Consider the following 17,960-nt stretch of genomic DNA (forward strand, 5'->3'; position numbering starts at 1 on the left):
AAATTACCCCGTAACTTGATGTTTCTTTGATATATTTTTTGTTAGTCTATAAAATACGAATATCAATCCAACATTAAGGATGATCATAAAGACCGGCTGGCTCATACCGAAATATGTTTTCATATCAGAAAATATACCGTTTGTATGAAGCATAAAAATCGGGCAAATTTCCTGCATTTTTTGTAAAACAGGAAGGCTATCATTAAAATCAAACACAACTGGCAAGAAGCAGATGACGCAAGAAGTAATAAGCGCTGTAACAGGAGAACTCATTTGAGCACTTAAAAACAATGTAATAGTTGTCAAGGCTACAATCCCAAAAATATTCAATATTACAGAGATAAAGAACATTTGCAAAAAGGTCAAATTATATATTGAAGAAGCATAATGTAATGAAGATTGAATGCTTACATTCCACCCCTGTAACCCATAGGTACAGCCATACAGAACTAAATTTAGCAGTAAATACAAGAGGTATGTGCCAATTACAACTTCCAAGGCCGCTATAATTTTTGAAGTTGTGAGTTTGGTTCGGCCATACCGAGCCGAATAAATAATGCTATCTGTATGAAGTGCATACTCTTCTGAGAAAACAGGAGATAGAGTGATTACAACAATTAAACATATCATTATGGATAAGATGCTCCCCATTCCAGATAATAGCTTATCCCAGCCATCGCAATATCCTAAAGTCACAGTTGGACTATTTGGATATGCTGTTTCGAGTGACTTAAAACTACCATCAGAATTTGTCAAATATTCCAGAATCGCCGCTTGGTCACGATAAACATGAACAGCAGAAAAAGCAGAATTTTCATCTTGTCCAACAGTTGCTTGTTTTGCTTGGTCGATTTTTTCTTGCATAGTAAGTAATGTATTTTGAGAGAGTTTTCCTTCAAATATTTCTGCTACTTCCTTCCGTTGTTCAATGGCTGTAAAACCGCTTGCTAATGCCATTTTTTCAAGGTCATAATCATAGAAAACATTTTGATAATTAAATTGAAAAAAGAAAAAATAGGCAACGATAAGAACCACACCAGCTAAAAACAACATTCGTGTTTGCTTTCTCGAACATATTTTATTTCGTTCTGCTTTTATCATTTCATTCATGCTCGGATACCTCCGTAAAATAGTATAAATACAAATCTTCCAATGTTGGATCAACATTCCAAGCGGTTCTGCATGGTGCTTCTTGAGAAATAATCCTCAGCCGTTCTGCACCATTATTATGTTTCAGATTTGCTGTTACATAGTTCAATTCTAATTCTTCGGCCTCTTTTCGAGATACATCACATTCCCAAACACATTTTTCAATCGGCTTCAAAATTTCTTCTGGAGAACCATGTTGAATTAACTCGCCATTTTTCATAATCAGAATCTCATTTGCGATATATTCAACATCAGAAACAATGTGAGTGGACAAAATTACAATTCTATTTTCTGCCAAAGAACTAATCAGATTTCTAAACCGCACCCGCTCTTTCGGGTCAAGTCCAGCTGTAGGTTCATCCAAAATCAAAATACGGGGATCGTTTAGTAATGCTTGAGCAATTCCCAAGCGTTGTTTCATACCGCCGGAAAAAGTTTTGATTTTTTCGTTTTTCTGTGTGAGCAGATCAACAACCTGCAACAGCTCCATTGTGCGATTATGGGCTTTTTTAGGCGGCAGCCCCTTTATTGCAGAGATATACATCAAAAATTTATACGCTGTAAAGTTAGGATAATAGCCAAAATTTTGTGGCAGGTAGCCTAAGATATTACGATATTTCTCGCCCAAATCATGAATGTTTTTCCCGTTAAAAAAAATGGCTCCTTTCGTTTCAGTTTGGACATCGCAAATAATTCGCATCAAAGTTGTCTTGCCCGCACCATTTGCCCCGAGTAGACCATAAACACCATTTGTTAATTTTGCGCTGAAATGATTTACAGCTTTTTTTCTTCCATATTCTTTTGAAAGATCATTTATTGTAAGTTCCATATCAATTCTCCAATCATTTTTTCTTTTTTCAAGTACAGTTGAAGTGTTTTCCCTAATAGGATAATAGATAACACATAAAATCCAATCCATCCCCAGAACATAGACGCTTCAAATATAAATCGCTGATGGAGTACAAGAGAAAATGTTCCAGAAAGAAAAATCATACAAGCGATTAAATGATACAAGCTATCGTTTGTCCTGCTTTTCGCACATATAAAAAGATAACAAGTGCAAGAAATATTAAATGGAATCAAACCATACAACACCATTTCAATCATTGATTTCTGGTAAATATATGCCATTGAAATTAAAATGACTGTTATTAGGAAAAGGTTGATTACTCCAATAATCAGCATACGACCTGCTACAATTTTTACCAGCGTTGTTCTACTAGACTGTTCAATTTCCCACATACCATAGATGTTGCTTTTAGATATTTCTATTGCACCTAATAACGCAAGGAATGGAACCATAACTGCAAGGATTGTCAATGGATAATAAAATGGAACCCTCCATTGGCCCAGGATACATGCTAATAATACTGCACATATAGTGAGTATTATTTGAACAATCCAGAAAGAAAGCGGCAGAAATTGAAGTTGGTTCAATATAATATCTCGCATTGAATTTTTATTGAATTCAGAACTATTCATGTAACTTTTTCCAGCTACGATTACTGCTTTAATTTTAGGTTCAGATGGAGCAGGCGTTTCACAACTCTGCAACCATTCTAATACACCATTTTGTTTTTGGGTCATACATTATCGCCTCCTCTAAAATCAGCCAAATATCGTTCCAGTTTTTTAATCCCCTGTTGAAGCCTGGATTTTACAGTAGAAACACTCACTTTTGTAATGGTTGCAATCTCTCGGATTTTCAAATCATAATAAAATCGTAAAATGATGACCTCTTTTTGATAGTCCGGTAATGTGTTGATTGCATATTGAACTTCCGCTTTAAGTTCGTTAAGCTCAACTTTTTCAAAGGCATTATCTGTATCTTCTATATCTTCAAGAGTTTCTAAATCCATATACAGGGGTTTTGCTTTCTTAGCATAATTGTTACAGGTATTAACAGCAATCGTTAGCAGATAGTTTTGAAATTTCCCTATCTTTCGTACTGATTGAATATTCTCCAACAGTTTCAAGAAAACATCTTGTGTAATATCTGCGGCGGTATCTGGTTCGCCGTTCAATCGTCGACAACAAAATAGATAAATTGACTGATAATATTTTCGGACAATCATCTCAAATGCATCTGTGTCACCCGACTGGATTTTTTTAATTAGTATGAAATCTTCGATACCGTGTCACCGCCTTCCATGTGTAAAACGCCTTACACTTAATATACAACTGAGTAACCCAAAAGGATTTAACTTTAGAAATTTTTCTTTTACTTTTTTCATTTCCCTTCTATTGTAATTCCTGTTCTTGAAAAATATAAGATGTAATATATGAATTATAAACTTCAATCAACCTGCATATAGCAACATTCCACGGGCAAAGTATGAATTATACAATGTAACAGGGTGATGCTATATGGCAAAGGTTGAAGATTGTCCCGGTTTTGAAACCTTCGGTGCAGATGTCAAAGCTGCACGAGAGGCAAAGCGTCTGGCACGAAAAACATTGGCAGAAATGGTTGGGATTGAATGGCGGTATCTTGCCAACATTGAGAATCAAGGTGCGATTCCGAGCCTGCCTGTGATGATCCAGTTGATTAAGGTCTGCGGACTTCCCGTGGAACGGTATTTTAACCCGGAGATTATGCGAGAAGAAAGCGAACAGCGGCAACGGGTCAGCCACAAGCTGAAGCTTTGCCCTGAAGAATACCTGCCGATTATCGAAGGTGCCATAGACGGGGCGCTCAAAATGGAACAGACTGCGAAGCAGAAGGAGGACGCATAATCGCGGCCTCCTTCTGGCGTTTCTGTATCATGTTTCCCTGCACTTTTCCAAAAGTTCCCGGCACCTCTGCTGGATTTCTCCGGTTTCTGTCACAGTCAGGTCACGGTCATTTCCAGTAATCTTATCTTCCAGAAAGTTGGCGTATGTACCCAACAAAGCGTTCCGTAAATCCTCCGGGGTTTTCTGTATTTCAGCGCTGTACCAGTCATTCCGGTGGGGTTCCCATGCCATCAATGTATAACCGTGGCTGGTCTGAACCACCTCATACAGTGGATCATCATCCAGATATGCCTGAAACACTTTCAAAATCTTTTCAAAGGTCAGCATTTCCCGCACCTCCCATTCAGCTGCAAATCAGTTCCCTGATTAAAATTTCCTCAATCTGTGCCGTTAATGTGTTCATCAGCCCCACCCAACGCATAGGGTCACAGGCTTTCAGTTCTTCCGTGACACCCGCAGTCTCCATCATGTGAGGCAACATGGTGTCCACGCGCTCCTGCGCTGTCCGGTCAATCTCTAACAGGTGTGGATACAGCTTCTCGCTCATCAGCAGTTGGTTGTAGAGAATGGGGCGATGTTTCTTTAGGTAGGATTTTCTCATCCTGCCGTACTTGCCGATAGAAGTTTCCGGCTGTTCAGAAAGTTTTAGGTTGGGTATATCATAATCTCCACAACGAATGTAAGTCAACTTACTCATTTTCATTCTCCTTTGCTTCGTGATGATTAGACTGCTGCGCTGGCTGCTATGCTGCCTTTGCGCGGTTCTTCTTTTGGTAGCTGACCGACAGTAGAAAAAACACCTTTTTTCATATCCTCAGCCCGGATCAGGGCTTTCTTAGCGTCCATTCCCGCTTTTTTCTTCGCCTTGATTTTGTCCTCATACTGTTTCTGTGCGCCGCTGGCTTTCCGCTTCAAATAATTCTGATGAAGCCTGTCCTTGCGTTCTTCTTTTTTCCGCAGTTCTTCCTGTTCCTCCGGGGTTAAAGGAACCGGCTGTAAGGATGGTGGGATATAGCGCCCTAAAAAATTGAAGTAGATTTCAATTTCCTGCGTGGTGTCCTGGCTGCCTTTTCGGGCGCGTTCGTGGACAAGGATTTTCTCTACAAACTCGTTGAGCATGGTGTTTGTCAGAGTGTCAAAATTCTCATACTTATCAATTAGGGCTATAAATTTCTCTGCGGATTTCTGGCTCTGCTCATAGCCGGTAACAGCCTTTTCCAGCTCTGCAATTTCAATCTCAAGTGCATCCTGCTCTTTGGCATACTGTGCATCAAGCGCCTTATATCGTGCATCCGGCAGCTTGCCGAGGGCGTTGTCCTCATAGATTTTGCAAATCAGTTTTTCCAGTTCTCCGGCTCTCTTTTGGGCAGCAGCCAGACGCCTGCGCTTTTTCGATATATCGGCACTCTGTTGAGCAACCTGCATCTCCTGAACAGTGTGAATAAATTCCGTCCGGTCATTTCTCGAATATTCAGCGATAGCCCGGAGCGTGTCGGAAACCAATGTCAGGACAGCACTCTCATTGATACGGTGTTGTGTAGGGCATAGTGTCCCACACGGAACTTTGGTATAATTGGAACAGGTATATTGAGAAACCCGCTTGCCATTGTTGGTGCGGTGGACATACATCTTGCCGCCGCAATCGGCACAATAGAGCAAGCCTGTGAGGGGAGCCGCTTCGCCCCAGCCGTTTGGATAACGCCGTACATTGCTGCGGATTTTCTGCGCCAAATCAAAGGTCTGCTGGTCGATAATGGCTTCATGGGTATTCTCAAAGATCGTCCATTTGTCCTCAGAAACATAGTGGCTTTTCTTGTCCTTAAAGTGCTTGCGGGTCTTGAAATTGATGGTATGCCCTAAATACTCTCGTTTTTTCAAAATGTTCACGATGGTAGATGATCCCCACCCATAGGGGTCTTTGACCGGCTTTGAACGGTTCACACCCTCGTTGAAGCGGGCAAGGTGTACGACAGGAATTTCAATCCGGTCTGTGGATAATTTGCAGGCGATCTGGTAAGGCCCATATCCCTCCAGCGTGAGGGAGAATATACGGCGTACCACTTCGGCAGCTTCCTCATCTACCAGCCAATGCTCCCGTTTTTCGTCCCATAAGTAGCCGTAAATCACAGTGCCGGTCAGGTGCTTGCCACTCATGCCTTTTGACTTAAACACAGATCGGATTTTCCGGCTGGTATCACGGGCGTAAAATTCATTCATGATGTTGCGGAACGGGGTAAAATCGTCATCGCCTTTCAGACTGTCCACACCGTCGTTGATGGCAATCAGACGAACGCCTCGCTGCCGCAAAACCTCCATAACTTGACCGACCTTCAGATAGTCGCGTCCTAACCGGCTCATGTCCTTGATGACGATTGCCTCTACACGCCCTGCCTCCACTTCCTCCATCATCGCCAAAAATCCGGGGCGGTCAAAACGGGTGCCTGAGATACCATCATCGGTAAAGTGCGTAGGGTTGGGCAGCCCATTCCGGCGGGCAAAATCCTCTAACATCTGTTTTTGGTTGGATATGGAGTTGCTCTCGCCCTGTAACTCATCGTCCCGGCTCAGGCGCTCGTACAGTGGGGTAATTTTTTCATTTCTCATGGCTGTACCTCCTGAAACAAAAATGCTCTAAGTGATTGCTTCACTAACCATGACAAAATCATGATTAAGAAGTCACTTAGAGCATATATCACCTGCCGCCAGCTTGTATTTTTTATACTGCCTTACGGCAAAGTGATCCGGGTTCTTTGCTTCCAGTTCCTCAAACATAAGGTCAACCGGATTTTTAAAATTCTCATCATCCTCTCTGGCTTCTGATGCGTTGATAAGTGCCAAAAGCGTATTAAAATTCTTTTCTTCTTCCCGGCCTTCATACCAGATATAGCCGATCAACGCACAATAGTATAGTTTCTCGGCTTTGACCCAGAAATCTTCCCCGGATTGCTGTCCTTCGCCCTTTGTGTTGGCAATGATCGTAGTTACCAGCTTCAGAATATCCTTTTCACTGCGGATGTACACGAATGGGTTATAATGCATGGATTTTTTGAAATTGATCGTATTCAGCACTTTGATTTTATAAGGCTCGTAAACCACTTTTCCCTCCTTGTCCCGAATTATCTTTCCGTTTTCGTCTGTCATAGGCGAACCTCTCGCCAGCAAATGCCCCACTTCCACGAGTACAGTCCCTTTGGGGTCTGTAACAACATAACTGGAATGCATCTGCATAATGTTCGGTTTTACAAAAAACCGAGTTTTGCCGGAACCGGAACCACCAATCACCAGAATGTTTTTATTTCTGGCATACTTCGGCTCCTTTGGTCTGCCGGACATCATCAGACGTTCCGTTTCTGTGAGTATGATATTCTCCTCAAACACAGGATCAACGTAAGGCTGAATATCCTTTTCCGTTCCCCATCTGGCGGAACCATACTCCACACCCTGCCGGTATTTCTTTGCATTTTTTTCCCGATAATACACAATCAGCTTCACAGTAATACCGCCGAGTATGCCATAAAACACATCCCTGTAATAAAAACTGGGAAGGGGATTTTCAAAAGCCCGTTCAAAATAGTTGAGCGTTTCCATGAATTTATCCCATCCTGTTTCCCCGGCACTGATGCGGTACAACCAGAAAATCTTATTAAAGACATAGGCAAACAGTAAATATGGAAAATTTAACAGAAACAGCTTTTTCCAATCCGCTCTCTGTAGACTGTCTCTCTTATTTCTGATAACTCCCTGTATGTCTGCCAGCATTTTTCCAGGAATACTGTCTACCGGAATAGAAATTCCTCTGCATTTTCCCTTTTGTTCCGGGGATGCCCTTTTCTGGTGAGCTTTCTTCTTATCCGGTTTTTTCTTTGGCTTTCCCACCTGTTTTCCCGTCATAAGCTCTGCCCCCTGTCTTTCTGATGTTCTTTTGCCCTTTCTCTGTTCATACCTTTGGATACCACATCTTTGAAATGAGATAGCTTTTCCATAATGGAAGGTTTATCTTTTTTCTTCATCTGATTCCCAACATATTTTTTAAAAGCCAGATTCATTGTGTCGTTATCCGGAGCTTTAAAGAACACATAATAGGTTGGCGGATTCCCTGTGTTTTCCTTTTTCAGAGCAAAATCAAGTTTATATTCCTTTGCCACACGTTCAAAGGATTTGATGTTACCATCCGTAATCTGAATATTCGACAGACCCACGCCCTGGTTCTTCAGTTCGGCATAAGTCTGTTTTCCCTTCTTGTACGGATTCGGCCCTTTCTGGTGTTGTGCCGCCAGATATTTCCGCAGCATCGTCCGAAGCACATCTGCCGTGATCTTCGTTGTTTTAATTGACAAGGCAATCGTTTTTTGAGTAACTTCTTCTTCCAATCTGCATGACCTCCTTTCTGTCTGCTGACCTGATTTACGGTGGTATCAGCAGATGATACAAATAAATCTGCATAGGCAGCTCCTTTCCACTTCCCGACAACTTGTCGGGAAGTTATCCTGAAAACAAAAAAGCCGGCAGATCCAATTTTTCTAAACTGAACCTGCCGGCTGTTATAACATTATGTACTTGTAAACTATATTTTATTTATTCCGGATAACCGGAACCTGCTTGCTATTCTGGATTCTCCCATGGCTCCATTCCCATCTCTTCCCATGTAACTCCATAAGGCGCACCGCCAGACGTATATCCTGCAATGAAAAAGAATTGATCATTCTGATACTGATTAGAATGATACTGCAGCTTCTGCGCTTCTTTCCTCTTTTTCTTCCGCTTTCTAATTGCCCGCTTTATTGCCAATTTTTCAGCTTCCGTTTTCTTGACTTTGGGTTTAGGCGGTTCAGGCAAGCCATGCTCTGCAATTCTTTCTGCAAACCTGCTTTGCTTTTTTAGAAACACCTCATTCAATGAATCCAGATTGACTTTCCCGGCAATCCCCTGGCACTTTGTACATACTTCTTTCGCTAACTGTTCCAGGCTCTCGCCATCAGGCATCTCCCCATGTATACGATAGTAGTCGCAGACACTCAGAAACATTTTCTCAGAAATCCGTCCTTTCTGTTTTCCTTTCAGTTCTTTATACATTTTTTCCATATATCTGCAACTCACCTCCAAGCTTAAATTTGCAGCTCAATCAACTGGGATTTATCGCATAAAAAACTCATTTAATACTATACCTAAGTTTCTCGGAGCATCTATATTTATTTCATGTCCTGCATTCTGAATAACATTAAATTTTGCATTAGGTATCAATGCTTTAAGCTGTAAAGAAGCCTTCATATTGGCTTTATCTCTTTCACCACAAATAACAAGGACAGAAGAATCTATTTTGTGTAAATCCTGTTGAAAATTCAAATTCATCATTGAACTGGAAAGATTTATAACCTCTTTCTTCTCAAGTCCCATTTTCTTAAATGTACTGTTCGGCATAATATGAAAGATTGCATTTTGAAATTTCAACATTTTTTTAGGCATAGCGTACTGCGTCCCGATAAGTACCACAGAATTGACTCTATCTGGATTTTCAATCAGATACTGTAATGCGAGAATACCCCCTAACGACAAACCACATATATTAAGTGGTTGAGAGTATGTTTTACAATATTCAGAAAACACTTGATAAAGATTAGAATAATTGACTTCTCTGCCTTGGAGTAGCGTGAATAAATTTGGACAATCTATATCTAAGTTATCATCCATTACATCAATAGTTTTTTCCCAACTGGAAGAATTTTGTCCCAAACCATGTAGAAAAATATATTTCATAATAAATTTTACCTTTCCTTCAAATTCAAAACCTGGTCAGCTCATAACTCATATTGATTAAATTCTTTATCACATCTTCTGGAACAGAACCATCCAAAAGAATACTGATCCAATTTTCTTTATTCATATGATATGCCGGGAAAAACCGGATTGTTCTCTGAGGGAACCAATGAGAACGGGATCGCATTTCACATTTATGACATCTACAATCCCTTCTCCAGTCAGCCCAAGCTTTTTTTCAGAAATTTCCAGAACAACACCATACCACTTGTTATTCCCTTTATGCCGCAGTACAGCGTTCCAATCATTCCACGGATAGTCCGGCTCTGTTCCATAAACTTCTTTTACCCATGAAAATACATCTTTTCTTTCCATAGTTTATTTTCTAATCTCCAATTCAGATTTTCTACCTGTGCAGGATTCTTACATAAGTCTATGAACTTATTTTACCTCAAAAGCCACTCTCTGTCATCCCTGATTTATGGTTACCTTATTCTTATTTCAAAAGATAGATTGTACTGAAATGCCCGTACACCTTTCCATCCTCCCACTCCATCTGGTCAAACAGCATACACTGAAACAATACATCCACGTCTTCCAATCGGTAAATCCGATTGCATACTTCCGACAGCCCTTCCAACTGCTCCACATGCTGCATTGCTTCCTTCCTGTAAATAAGGCACTGCAAGTATAATGCCGACAAATGTTTTCTGCTGAAAATCAGTGCTGTGGTTTTCTCTCCGTTTACGGTACATTCATATTTTTCCTTTTCTTCCTCCGGAAATTCCAGGAAACACCGGACGTTCTCCACATACACATCCCCGTCAAAGGAAGGATGTTTCTTTTTCATCCACCGCTTTGCTGCAGCTTCCATATTTCTTCTGTCCAGTTCGGAAATGGCGCTTCGGAAATTGACCTTTTTGAATCCGGCATCCATATACACATTGCTTCTTACCTGCTTATCTGCCAGTGCTGCAAATTCCCCGATGCGGAAAAAGTAATCTAAAAGCTGGTTCATCTTCGCCTTGCTTTCCACCAGATGATAGGTGTCCTCTGTAAATCCCATCCCGGCAAACCGTACCGGAACACTTCCCTTACTGATCTCTTTTTCAATCATCCGCAATACATCTCTCTGTGATTCCATCTTATCCTCCAATTCTTTCCGGCCTTCTGCCGCACGCTTTTCCTCAAATAACCGCTGCATCTGCTCATCTTCCCATTTTCCCGCAACCAACAGGGGATACAGGAAGAAAAACATAATGATCTGTACCGCAATAAAACAAATGACAACTGTCATCCTTACTCCCTCCCAAACAATCCGGCGAATGCCTCCCATTTAAAAAACGGACTGATTTTTTTCAATACTGCTATCAGATCCGCTTCATTTTCTATTTCAATATCCAGAAATTCTATGACACTGATTTCCAGGCCGCCCGCTATTTTCTTTAACTGCTCTATCTTTGGTTTCCGATACCCCAGTTCATATTTCCGTATGGTATTAACATGAATCCCCGCCCGCTCCGCAAGCTGTTCCTGTGACAATCCCCTCTGGCTGCGAAAATACCGGAGTTTCTCTGCGATCTCCACCAGCCGTACCTCCTTCCTCAAAAAATATGCTTCTTTCTATTCTCACTTCCCGCCAACTTGTCGGGAAGTTTTTTCTTATGCTTCTTTTCTTTTTCGTATTCATAGCATTTCATTTCTTCATCCAAAGCCCTGCCTGCCATCATGCAGCTCCAGAATACGAACAGTTCCAAAAGAAATGCCAGTATGGAAATAATTAAAATCAACAGCTCCATTTTATCTGTTCCTTTCTTGAAAAATGGACAGAGAAAAAGCAACCTGTTATTCCATGGCTGCTTTCTCATTTTCACTATTTTGTTTTACTGTCTCCCAAGGTAAACGCTTCTGCAGTTAACCGGATGCCTAATGCCATCCCCTGCATAAAACTCTCTGCATTTTCCATCGTGGTAAGACTGGACGCATATTCTTTATAATCCTGAAACATCTTTGCTTCGTCTTTGGAGAGCAATGCTGCAAATTCCTGTTCCACTGTATCACACAGCTTCATGGTGTCTTGATAATCCTTTTTCTCAGGACAGCATTTTTCTCTCGACATGATACCGTCATAAAACAAACGCTCCAATAGCTTTCTGTCCATTCCATCCTCCATTTTCTACTCCTTATCTGCCGATCCCGGTAATCCGGCAGATTCCCACAGCCACTCCTTTTATCATCGTGAAAACAGCCACCAGTAACCGCCATACCATAATCACACTGCCGATTACTCCGCCGGCCATCAGGTCGAAAGCTGCTACCCCGACAGTTCCGCCGATTCCCATTCCACTGGGAACCACCCAGAGAAACATTTTCCGGATTCCAAAAGGTATCCCCACAAGCAGCATCAAAAGCCGCCAGTCAAGTTCCCCCTGCACCATGCACAGCGGACGGAACAAAAACGCAAGAAACAGAACCGTTCCCACCGGCATGACTGTTTTGTTTAAAAATTCTCTCCTGCTCATAAATTTCCTCCTCCGTACATATCGTGGTTTACCTCTGCCCGGTAATAATTGTTGATCGTTGAGGGTGCATTAAAAATACAGGCAAGAAGGTAAGCCCTCACATTGTGTATCTTTGTCGTATTGTCATGCAGGCACTCCAAAAGATACTGGATATGTGAGCTTTCCACTTTCAACAGTTTATTTTTCACAAACTGGTAAGGGTACTCTGCACCTCCAATGCTCAGGGTATCACGCTTCGCACTGATGGTTTCTACCAGAAGTTCCACAATCTCGTCTATGTATTCCTTTTCGCCAAGCCTTGCAGACTGGATCAGGGTGTCATACTCAATGTTCTCTTTCACAATGGCTGTGTATGCGTGTATGACATCCATCTCATCCATCCTCCCAGACCGCTTTGCGGGCTGTCTTTCTGATGGATTGATAAGATTGGTATTACTCCTATCAGTATCACTTAAATCAGTATTATTATAATAAGTATAATTAGGGTCGATTTTTCCGACCTCTGGACTTCGGCTTTCCCGACCACGATAAGTCGGTTTTTCCGACCTCGATAAGTCGGTTTTATCGACCTCGTCAGGTCGGTTTTTCCGACCACGGCAGGTCGGTTTTTCCGACCTCGATAAGTCGGCATTTCCGACCTCGTCAGAAGACAGACCTTCTCCCTCTGTTTCAAACGCTTCCGGTTCCGGCACAGGCTCCGGCTTTTCTTTCATCAAAAAGCTTTTCACATAAATAACATCCGGCTTTCCAAATCCCTGCTTCACCCGTTCAATCAGACCGATTCCCTTTTTTGTATCCAGCTCTGCAAGGGTTTTCATGCCTTTATCCCTGCCACAGTTCATATACATCATAACCTGTTCCAGTGAAAAAATGATATAGACCCTGTTTTCTTCATCAATCCACCTGTTTTTCATAGACAATGCCATCCGGTCCAGCATCAGACCGTAAAGCACCTTTGCATCACTGGACAGGTTACGAAAATAATCATCCGTAAACAGCACTTTAGGGATACGGTAAAAAGCAAACTGCTCCGATTCATAGCCGTGAAAATAATCAAATGTAACATCATATTTTGCCATTTTGCTTTTCCTCCTTCCCGTTTAATGGCTGTTCTTCCAGTTATCCAGCAATTCAAAAATAACCTGCTCAATCTGCTGTCTGCTGTATTCTTTTGGAAAATAACGGCTGATCTTATTTCCCGGAAGCGTCACCTTGCCTGTATCTTTCTTTTCCTCAGACAAAATCAACTGCACTGCCAGTTCCGTCAGCTTTCCAGCCTCACTGTGTTTTTTTAAGGCATCTGCCATCGCACCGCTGACGGAAACATTATTTTCCTTAATACAGGCTTGTACCCATGCCTGTTCTTCTTTTGACAGGTACGAAAGGCTGACTGCCGGAATAAATTTTATCCTTCCATTGTCTACCATATCCAAAAGCTCCGGTAAAAGTTCTGTCAGCCGGATATATCTCTGCACCTTTCTTCCGCTGTCTCCGGCTTCCTTTCCAACCAGATCAGCAGTATCTCCGGTACCTTTTGCTCCCTGATGTTTCATTGCTTCCAATTTCATCTTATAAGCAAATGCCTTTTCACTGGGCAGAATATTCTCCCTCTGGATATTGGAATCTACCATAATGATGACCGCTTCATCATCTGAATAATTACGGATAAGAACAGGCATTGTATCTTTTCCCGCCAGTTCACAGCCACGTTTCCTCCGATGCCCTGCCACCAGTTCATATCCGCCTTCTGCTCTCGGCCTGACAAGCCCCGGATTTAACACGCCATAATTGCGGATACTCTCTGCCGTTTCTTCCATCTTTTCATCATCCAGAACTTTAAAGGGATGGCCTTTAAACGGATGCAGGTCTGATATAGGAATCTCCACGATCCTGTCTGTGCCGGGATTGACGGAATCATCAATCCCAAGCAGTTCATTGTAGGAAGTAAGCTGAATCTCTTTCTGAGGTTTACGCATGGTTCAGCACCTCCTCTGCCAGCTCCGCATAGCTTTTTGCCCCTTTACTCCTGCTGTCATAGGCAAAGATGCTCACCCCCTCAGAAGCAGTCTCTGCGATTGCCTCTGATCTGGGAATGGACTTCTCAAAAATACGCATTTCTTTACCATAAGCCATTTTCACTGCCTGCTTATTCCGTTTGGAATTATTATAGCGGCTGCTGTCCATCGTAAACAGAATACCCTCAATCTCCAATCCCGGATTAAAACGCTGTTTAATTCCTTTCACTACGCTCAGAAGCTCAGTCAAACCGTCTGCTGCATAATACTGAGGCTGTACCGGAATCAAAACACTGTCAGCCGCACTTAACGCATTGATCGTCAGCATTCCCAGAGAGGGCATGCAGTCAATGATAATATAATCATAGTTATCTTCCAGAAGTTCCAGATATTCTTTCAAAACTTTTTCCCTGTTTTCCACCGTAATCAGTGACAGATCCGTACCTGTCAGCATCTTATTCGATGGAATGACATCAATGCCCTCTTTATGCCTTAAAACAGCTTCCATCGGGTCAAACTCCATACCCATGATGATATTTTCCATCATATTCTTCAAGGATACCCGGATCTTTTTTGGGAATCCTAATCCCAAAGTTAAATGCCCCTGCGGATCTGCGTCCACAAGCGCCACTCTTTTTCCTAATCGAACCAGAGCTACTCCTAAATTGATACTGGTTGTTGTTTTTGAAACGCCGCCTTTCTGGTTTGCGACTGCAATCACTCTACACATAACTTTCTCCTCCGCTTACTGTTCCGGCCTGACAGCCTTTTCAACTTCTGCATACACACGAAAATATTTCTTTGTTCCTTTATTTGCGTACTTTTCTGACATTTCCAGTACGTTGATTCTTTTATCCCTCTGCAGGATTTTCTGGAACCACTTTATATCATTGGTGGTTCCCTGCAATCTGATTTTTAACATAAGAAATCCTCCCAGTCCTGGTAAAAGCAATATTCCGGATACCGGATTTTAATTGCCTCCCAAAAATATCTGGCATAACCACAGCAAAATAAGTCACTGACGGTATATTCACGGCATTCGTCAAGCTCCTGCTCCGGATTCCCCTCATAATCTGAAACACTTGGGGTTCCGTCACAGTAAAGATTAAACGCCATACGGACAATACGAACACTGCCGCTGGTCTGCCATCCCTCGTGCAAACACTCTGTTTTGACACATCCTGATTTAAAATCATAAATTCTGTTAATATGTTCTCTTGTATCTCTGTCTATCCCCAAGCAATACACCAATGCTTTATGATAGACATCTTCGTATCTGCACTTCGGCAGATATTCCTGATAAAAATTTTCGTGTTCTTTGTTTTTGAAAGTTATTGTGCGAGTTGTTTTTTCTTTTGCTCCTAACGCTGTACCTGTCATCATTTGACCTCCTTTAAATAAAAAAAGACTCTATTAATTGCTTTTAACAACTAATAAAGTCCTAGGTTCTGTTATTTTCTAAATTCGTGCTAGAGATTCTTGAAATATTGATCTTAGTAAAACCTTAGTAAAATCATTTTTCAAGTTCAAAATATACCGTAAATTCAAGGTTTTCAGCGTCTTGTTAAGATAGTGCCGTGGCATACGAATAGTACTTTTATCATAACTTTCATAACTCCTTATATCTTCTTAAAAGTCCCATAATCTCTTTATTTACAAGACTTTACGCTATTCTGCTTTTTACGTTATTTTTTTATAACGTCTTATAAATTCTCATATTTTCTTAGTCGATTGGTACTGAAATTGGTACTAATTCAGGAAATCAGTACCAATCATCTGTAAGCTATTTTCCTTCTTTCCTTTTTCTTCTCTTTTACTTCAATTTCGGAAATTTCTTTTTTTGCATCTTCGAGCCCTAAATGCGTATAGACGTTCAAAGTAACCGATATATCACTATGTCCCATAAGATACTGCAGCGTTTTTGCGCTGATTCCGGATCTTGCCATATTGCTACAATATGTATGTCTGCAAACATGAGGTGTAATCTTCGGCAGTTGAAGTTTATAGATTTTATTATATTTCTGGCAAATATGCTGAAAATACTTTTCCCAGTGCATAGAAATCATTGGTTTTCCTTCTTTATCAAAATAAAGAAATCCACTATATCCGTCAACCATTGTTTCAACTTTTACACCCTGACGATTATCAATAATTTTTCTAAAGCAATCTTCAACATCTTTCTTCATTGGCAAGATTCTAACACCTGCTTCTGTCTTAGGTTTTACAACAACATACTTACCGCTTCTTTCTCTCTGCAATTGATGATCCACTGTTAACTCATGTTTTTCAAAGTCTATATCATGAATTGTCAAGCCACAAAATTCTGAAATTCGAAGTCCGGTTTTAAATAAAATATATATTCCTTCATAATATTTACAGAAATGCTTATCATTTTTTACAAATTCCAGAAAACGACGTTCATCGCCTGGAGAAATCGCTTCTCTTTTTACCGAATCATTGATTAAAGCATCACCAAGTTGAAAAGCAAAAGGATTAGATGAAATTAATCCATCACGAAAAGCCAATTCAAAAGCTGGGCGTAATACTCCACGGATATTTTGGATAGAACTATATCCTTTTCCTTTGCTCTGCAAATAAACCAAGAACGAAAGCGCATCGGAATATTTGATCTTCTGTATAGGCTTTTGTCCAAACTCTTCTTTTTCCAAAATCTTTTGAACTGTTCTGTAATTTGCGACTGTATTATGTGTGGCTTTTGGAATTTTAATATTCAAATATTTTTCCACAAGCTCACACACTGTAGATCCATCATCACAAATTCCATTATGCAACTGTCGCTGTATTTCCGCTTCTTGCTCTCGTAACGGCTTTTTAAACCTTTTACCCGCTGGGAGTGGATCTGCTTTCGTTAGCCTCCAACTCATTATTTTTTTCCTTTTCCCAAAAGAATCTGTATATCGGTAAATATAACTACCGTCCTCAAGTTGCGATTCTCCAACCATTAACACTCTGCCTTTATTATCGCGGCGTTTTATATCACTCACTTTTTCCTCCTTAATGTGAACCCGCCGTGACACAACTATATTATTAAGTATGCCACGGCACGAATTATGCGTCAAGCCATATCTAAACAGCTTCTAACGAATCAATAAATTGTTCAAACAGTATTCTTTTTATCTGTACTCTGTTTCCATTTCGTAATATCCAATTTGCATAAGGCGTTTGAGCAATCATTTGCCTAATTTTGTTTTCTCCGATCCTGAAGTACTGTGCCGCTTCCTCCACTGAAAAAGTGTACTGCTTCCACCACGGTAACTTTAACTCTTCTCTTTTTTCTCCCATAGGTTCAACTTTCCTCTCTTTAAATAATGGTAAAAAAAAGACACCAAAAGTAAACTATGGAACATTCTATTTTGTTCCATACCTTAGCTTTGATGTCTTAATGCTGTGAGCGCTCTTCCGTACATAGTATTTCAAAGCGCATTTACATCATGTTTTATATTTTTTTGTATCTTATCATATTTTTTTAATTTTGTCAATATCTCTGGCAAGTATTTTTAATATTTTTGTAACATTTAAAGGGACTGCACTCGACAGCCCCCATCTTCAAAAAAGCTCTTTTATCAAATTAAGGCAATCCTGAAACCCGGCTCGATATGCCCGGGCTTCGGTTATAGAGGTAACCTGAAAAATCGTATCTTCATTTGGTTCTTGTATAGCTTGCTCCATAGCCTTTTTTGACTCCATGTCTACATCCGGTATCGCACACCAACGATCGAACATAGAATTTATAACACGTTCTCTTATATTTTCTACCATATAA

24 protein-coding genes and 2 pseudogenes are annotated in these 17,960 nt (G+C 40.9%); 1 reads left to right on the forward strand and 25 read right to left on the reverse strand.

The window, feature by feature from the left end; translation table 11 throughout:
* Nucleotides 1–3: 3 nt before the first annotated feature.
* The 4 genes from I4V44_RS03550 to I4V44_RS03565 are packed head-to-tail and all read right to left on the reverse strand — an operon-like array spanning nucleotide 4 to nucleotide 3,224.
* Nucleotides 4–1,110, reverse strand: a complete 1,107-nt coding sequence (locus tag I4V44_RS03550) for a hypothetical protein (RefSeq protein ID WP_016300381.1) — start codon at nucleotides 1,108–1,110, stop codon at nucleotides 4–6.
* Nucleotides 1,103–1,978 (reverse strand): ABC transporter ATP-binding protein, encoded by an 876-nt coding sequence (locus tag I4V44_RS03555; RefSeq protein ID WP_118728634.1) that lies wholly within the window; start codon nucleotides 1,976–1,978, stop codon nucleotides 1,103–1,105. The genes I4V44_RS03550 and I4V44_RS03555 overlap by 8 nt, the downstream gene beginning before the upstream one ends.
* A complete protein-coding gene (locus I4V44_RS03560; protein WP_016300379.1) occupies nucleotides 1,963–2,736 on the reverse strand; it encodes a hypothetical protein in 774 nt (257 codons plus the stop codon). The genes I4V44_RS03555 and I4V44_RS03560 overlap by 16 nt, the downstream gene beginning before the upstream one ends.
* On the reverse strand, nucleotides 2,733–3,224 hold the full coding sequence (locus I4V44_RS03565) for an RNA polymerase sigma factor (RefSeq protein WP_118728635.1): 492 nt from the start codon (nucleotides 3,222–3,224) through the stop codon (nucleotides 2,733–2,735). Before I4V44_RS03565 ends, I4V44_RS03560 begins: the two co-directional genes overlap by 4 nt.
* Nucleotides 3,225–3,516: 292 nt before the next feature.
* On the opposite strand from I4V44_RS03565, the gene I4V44_RS03570 reads away from it, so the two are divergent.
* Nucleotides 3,517–3,885 (forward strand): helix-turn-helix transcriptional regulator, encoded by a 369-nt coding sequence (locus tag I4V44_RS03570; RefSeq protein ID WP_005933665.1) that lies wholly within the window; start codon nucleotides 3,517–3,519, stop codon nucleotides 3,883–3,885.
* A gap of 27 nt (nucleotides 3,886–3,912) precedes the next feature.
* Here the strand turns inward: I4V44_RS03570 and I4V44_RS03575 are convergent, their stop codons facing one another.
* The 21 genes and pseudogenes from I4V44_RS03575 to I4V44_RS03670 all read right to left on the reverse strand — a co-directional run bounded on the left by I4V44_RS03575 (nucleotide 3,913) and on the right by I4V44_RS03670 (nucleotide 17,956).
* Nucleotides 3,913–4,212, reverse strand: coding sequence for a hypothetical protein (locus I4V44_RS03575; protein ID WP_021650276.1), 300 nt, complete (start codon nucleotides 4,210–4,212; stop codon nucleotides 3,913–3,915).
* 16 nt (nucleotides 4,213–4,228) lie between these two features.
* Entirely contained in the window at nucleotides 4,229–4,582 is a 354-nt protein-coding gene (locus I4V44_RS03580; protein WP_097784692.1) for a TnpV protein, read from the reverse strand.
* A 26-nt stretch (nucleotides 4,583–4,608) separates the two neighbouring features.
* Nucleotides 4,609–6,489: a DUF4368 domain-containing protein gene (locus I4V44_RS17510; protein WP_243280182.1), complete on the reverse strand. Its 1,881-nt coding sequence runs from the start codon at nucleotides 6,487–6,489 to the stop codon at nucleotides 4,609–4,611.
* Nucleotides 6,490–6,579: 90 nt separating this feature from the next.
* Nucleotides 6,580–7,656: pseudogene (locus tag I4V44_RS17515) on the reverse strand (type IV secretory system conjugative DNA transfer family protein); the annotation flags it as partial.
* Between the two features lie 116 nt (nucleotides 7,657–7,772).
* Entirely contained in the window at nucleotides 7,773–8,255 is a 483-nt protein-coding gene (locus I4V44_RS03590) for a PcfB family protein (protein ID WP_196002339.1), read from the reverse strand.
* Nucleotides 8,256–8,487: 232 nt separating this feature from the next.
* Nucleotides 8,488–8,967 carry a hypothetical protein gene (locus I4V44_RS17520; RefSeq protein WP_243280185.1) on the reverse strand — a complete coding sequence of 160 codons (480 nt, stop codon included), beginning with the start codon at nucleotides 8,965–8,967 and terminating at the stop codon, nucleotides 8,488–8,490.
* A 51-nt stretch (nucleotides 8,968–9,018) separates the two neighbouring features.
* A complete protein-coding gene (locus I4V44_RS03600) occupies nucleotides 9,019–9,639 on the reverse strand; it encodes an alpha/beta fold hydrolase (RefSeq protein WP_196002340.1) in 621 nt (206 codons plus the stop codon).
* A 25-nt stretch (nucleotides 9,640–9,664) separates the two neighbouring features.
* Nucleotides 9,665–10,014 (reverse strand): annotated as a pseudogene (locus I4V44_RS03605) (MmcQ/YjbR family DNA-binding protein).
* A gap of 121 nt (nucleotides 10,015–10,135) precedes the next feature.
* The gene (locus tag I4V44_RS03610) at nucleotides 10,136–10,936 is read right to left on the reverse strand and encodes a hypothetical protein (RefSeq protein ID WP_196002341.1); all 801 of its coding nucleotides are present in this window, start codon (nucleotides 10,934–10,936) and stop codon (nucleotides 10,136–10,138) included.
* A gap of 2 nt (nucleotides 10,937–10,938) precedes the next feature.
* Nucleotides 10,939–11,226, reverse strand: coding sequence for a helix-turn-helix domain-containing protein (locus tag I4V44_RS17525; RefSeq protein ID WP_271724855.1), 288 nt, complete (start codon nucleotides 11,224–11,226; stop codon nucleotides 10,939–10,941).
* 17 nt (nucleotides 11,227–11,243) lie between these two features.
* Nucleotides 11,244–11,438 carry a hypothetical protein gene (locus I4V44_RS03620; protein ID WP_196002369.1) on the reverse strand — a complete coding sequence of 65 codons (195 nt, stop codon included), beginning with the start codon at nucleotides 11,436–11,438 and terminating at the stop codon, nucleotides 11,244–11,246.
* Nucleotides 11,439–11,512: 74 nt separating this feature from the next.
* Nucleotides 11,513–11,812 (reverse strand): DUF6809 family protein, encoded by a 300-nt coding sequence (locus tag I4V44_RS03625; RefSeq protein ID WP_196002342.1) that lies wholly within the window; start codon nucleotides 11,810–11,812, stop codon nucleotides 11,513–11,515.
* A 10-nt stretch (nucleotides 11,813–11,822) separates the two neighbouring features.
* Complete coding sequence (locus tag I4V44_RS03630; protein ID WP_196002343.1) at nucleotides 11,823–12,161, reverse strand: DUF6050 family protein; 339 nt, start codon at nucleotides 12,159–12,161, stop codon at nucleotides 11,823–11,825.
* A complete protein-coding gene (locus tag I4V44_RS03635; RefSeq protein WP_196002344.1) occupies nucleotides 12,158–13,240 on the reverse strand; it encodes a DUF6017 domain-containing protein in 1,083 nt (360 codons plus the stop codon). Before I4V44_RS03635 ends, I4V44_RS03630 begins: the two co-directional genes overlap by 4 nt.
* Nucleotides 13,241–13,261: 21 nt before the next feature.
* Nucleotides 13,262–14,137, reverse strand: coding sequence for a ParB/RepB/Spo0J family partition protein (locus I4V44_RS03640; protein WP_196002345.1), 876 nt, complete (start codon nucleotides 14,135–14,137; stop codon nucleotides 13,262–13,264).
* A complete protein-coding gene (locus I4V44_RS03645) occupies nucleotides 14,130–14,906 on the reverse strand; it encodes a ParA family protein (RefSeq protein WP_196002346.1) in 777 nt (258 codons plus the stop codon). The genes I4V44_RS03640 and I4V44_RS03645 overlap by 8 nt, the downstream gene beginning before the upstream one ends.
* Nucleotides 14,907–14,921: 15 nt before the next feature.
* Entirely contained in the window at nucleotides 14,922–15,098 is a 177-nt protein-coding gene (locus tag I4V44_RS03650) for a hypothetical protein (RefSeq protein WP_196002347.1), read from the reverse strand.
* Nucleotides 15,092–15,556 carry a DUF6075 family protein gene (locus I4V44_RS03655; protein ID WP_196002368.1) on the reverse strand — a complete coding sequence of 155 codons (465 nt, stop codon included), beginning with the start codon at nucleotides 15,554–15,556 and terminating at the stop codon, nucleotides 15,092–15,094. Before I4V44_RS03655 ends, I4V44_RS03650 begins: the two co-directional genes overlap by 7 nt.
* Nucleotides 15,557–15,948: 392 nt before the next feature.
* Nucleotides 15,949–17,181 (reverse strand): site-specific integrase, encoded by a 1,233-nt coding sequence (locus I4V44_RS03660; protein WP_196002348.1) that lies wholly within the window; start codon nucleotides 17,179–17,181, stop codon nucleotides 15,949–15,951.
* 82 nt (nucleotides 17,182–17,263) lie between these two features.
* Entirely contained in the window at nucleotides 17,264–17,479 is a 216-nt protein-coding gene (locus I4V44_RS03665) for an excisionase (RefSeq protein WP_118571156.1), read from the reverse strand.
* Nucleotides 17,480–17,743: 264 nt separating this feature from the next.
* On the reverse strand, nucleotides 17,744–17,956 hold the full coding sequence (locus I4V44_RS03670; RefSeq protein WP_196002349.1) for a hypothetical protein: 213 nt from the start codon (nucleotides 17,954–17,956) through the stop codon (nucleotides 17,744–17,746).
* Nucleotides 17,957–17,960 lie beyond the last annotated feature (4 nt).

The sequence above is a fragment of the Blautia sp. 1001283B150304_161114_C9 genome (assembly GCF_015668165.1).
In the GTDB taxonomy this organism is placed as follows: domain Bacteria; phylum Bacillota; class Clostridia; order Lachnospirales; family Lachnospiraceae; genus Blautia_A; species Blautia_A wexlerae.

What these genes read in the sequence shown, in the direction of transcription:
- I4V44_RS03555 (WP_118728634.1), bottom strand. Translation starts at nt 1,978, where the DNA reads ATGGAACTTACAATAAATGATCTTTCAAAAGAATATGGAAGAAAAAAA.
- I4V44_RS17510 (WP_243280182.1), bottom strand. Translation starts at nt 6,489, where the DNA reads ATGAGAAATGAAAAAATTACCCCACTGTACGAGCGCCTGAGCCGGGAC.
- I4V44_RS03635 (WP_196002344.1), bottom strand. Translation starts at nt 13,240, where the DNA reads ATGGCAAAATATGATGTTACATTTGATTATTTTCACGGCTATGAATCG.
- I4V44_RS03630 (WP_196002343.1), bottom strand. Translation starts at nt 12,161, where the DNA reads ATGAGCAGGAGAGAATTTTTAAACAAAACAGTCATGCCGGTGGGAACG.
- I4V44_RS03650 (WP_196002347.1), bottom strand. Translation starts at nt 15,098, where the DNA reads ATGTTAAAAATCAGATTGCAGGGAACCACCAATGATATAAAGTGGTTC.
- I4V44_RS03610 (WP_196002341.1), bottom strand. Translation starts at nt 10,936, where the DNA reads ATGACAGTTGTCATTTGTTTTATTGCGGTACAGATCATTATGTTTTTC.
- I4V44_RS03580 (WP_097784692.1), bottom strand. Translation starts at nt 4,582, where the DNA reads ATGAGTAAGTTGACTTACATTCGTTGTGGAGATTATGATATACCCAAC.
- I4V44_RS03550 (WP_016300381.1), bottom strand. Translation starts at nt 1,110, where the DNA reads ATGAATGAAATGATAAAAGCAGAACGAAATAAAATATGTTCGAGAAAG.
- I4V44_RS17520 (WP_243280185.1), bottom strand. Translation starts at nt 8,967, where the DNA reads ATGGAAAAAATGTATAAAGAACTGAAAGGAAAACAGAAAGGACGGATT.
- I4V44_RS03645 (WP_196002346.1), bottom strand. Translation starts at nt 14,906, where the DNA reads ATGTGTAGAGTGATTGCAGTCGCAAACCAGAAAGGCGGCGTTTCAAAA.
- I4V44_RS03575 (WP_021650276.1), bottom strand. Translation starts at nt 4,212, where the DNA reads ATGCTGACCTTTGAAAAGATTTTGAAAGTGTTTCAGGCATATCTGGAT.
- I4V44_RS03620 (WP_196002369.1), bottom strand. Translation starts at nt 11,438, where the DNA reads ATGGAGCTGTTGATTTTAATTATTTCCATACTGGCATTTCTTTTGGAA.
- I4V44_RS03570 (WP_005933665.1), top strand. Translation starts at nt 3,517, where the DNA reads ATGGCAAAGGTTGAAGATTGTCCCGGTTTTGAAACCTTCGGTGCAGAT.
- I4V44_RS03560 (WP_016300379.1), bottom strand. Translation starts at nt 2,736, where the DNA reads ATGACCCAAAAACAAAATGGTGTATTAGAATGGTTGCAGAGTTGTGAA.
- I4V44_RS03655 (WP_196002368.1), bottom strand. Translation starts at nt 15,556, where the DNA reads ATGACAGGTACAGCGTTAGGAGCAAAAGAAAAAACAACTCGCACAATA.
- I4V44_RS03625 (WP_196002342.1), bottom strand. Translation starts at nt 11,812, where the DNA reads ATGGAGGATGGAATGGACAGAAAGCTATTGGAGCGTTTGTTTTATGAC.
- I4V44_RS03565 (WP_118728635.1), bottom strand. Translation starts at nt 3,224, where the DNA reads ATGATTGTCCGAAAATATTATCAGTCAATTTATCTATTTTGTTGTCGA.
- I4V44_RS03640 (WP_196002345.1), bottom strand. Translation starts at nt 14,137, where the DNA reads ATGCGTAAACCTCAGAAAGAGATTCAGCTTACTTCCTACAATGAACTG.
- I4V44_RS03600 (WP_196002340.1), bottom strand. Translation starts at nt 9,639, where the DNA reads ATGAAATATATTTTTCTACATGGTTTGGGACAAAATTCTTCCAGTTGG.
- I4V44_RS03670 (WP_196002349.1), bottom strand. Translation starts at nt 17,956, where the DNA reads ATGGTAGAAAATATAAGAGAACGTGTTATAAATTCTATGTTCGATCGT.
- I4V44_RS03665 (WP_118571156.1), bottom strand. Translation starts at nt 17,479, where the DNA reads ATGGGAGAAAAAAGAGAAGAGTTAAAGTTACCGTGGTGGAAGCAGTAC.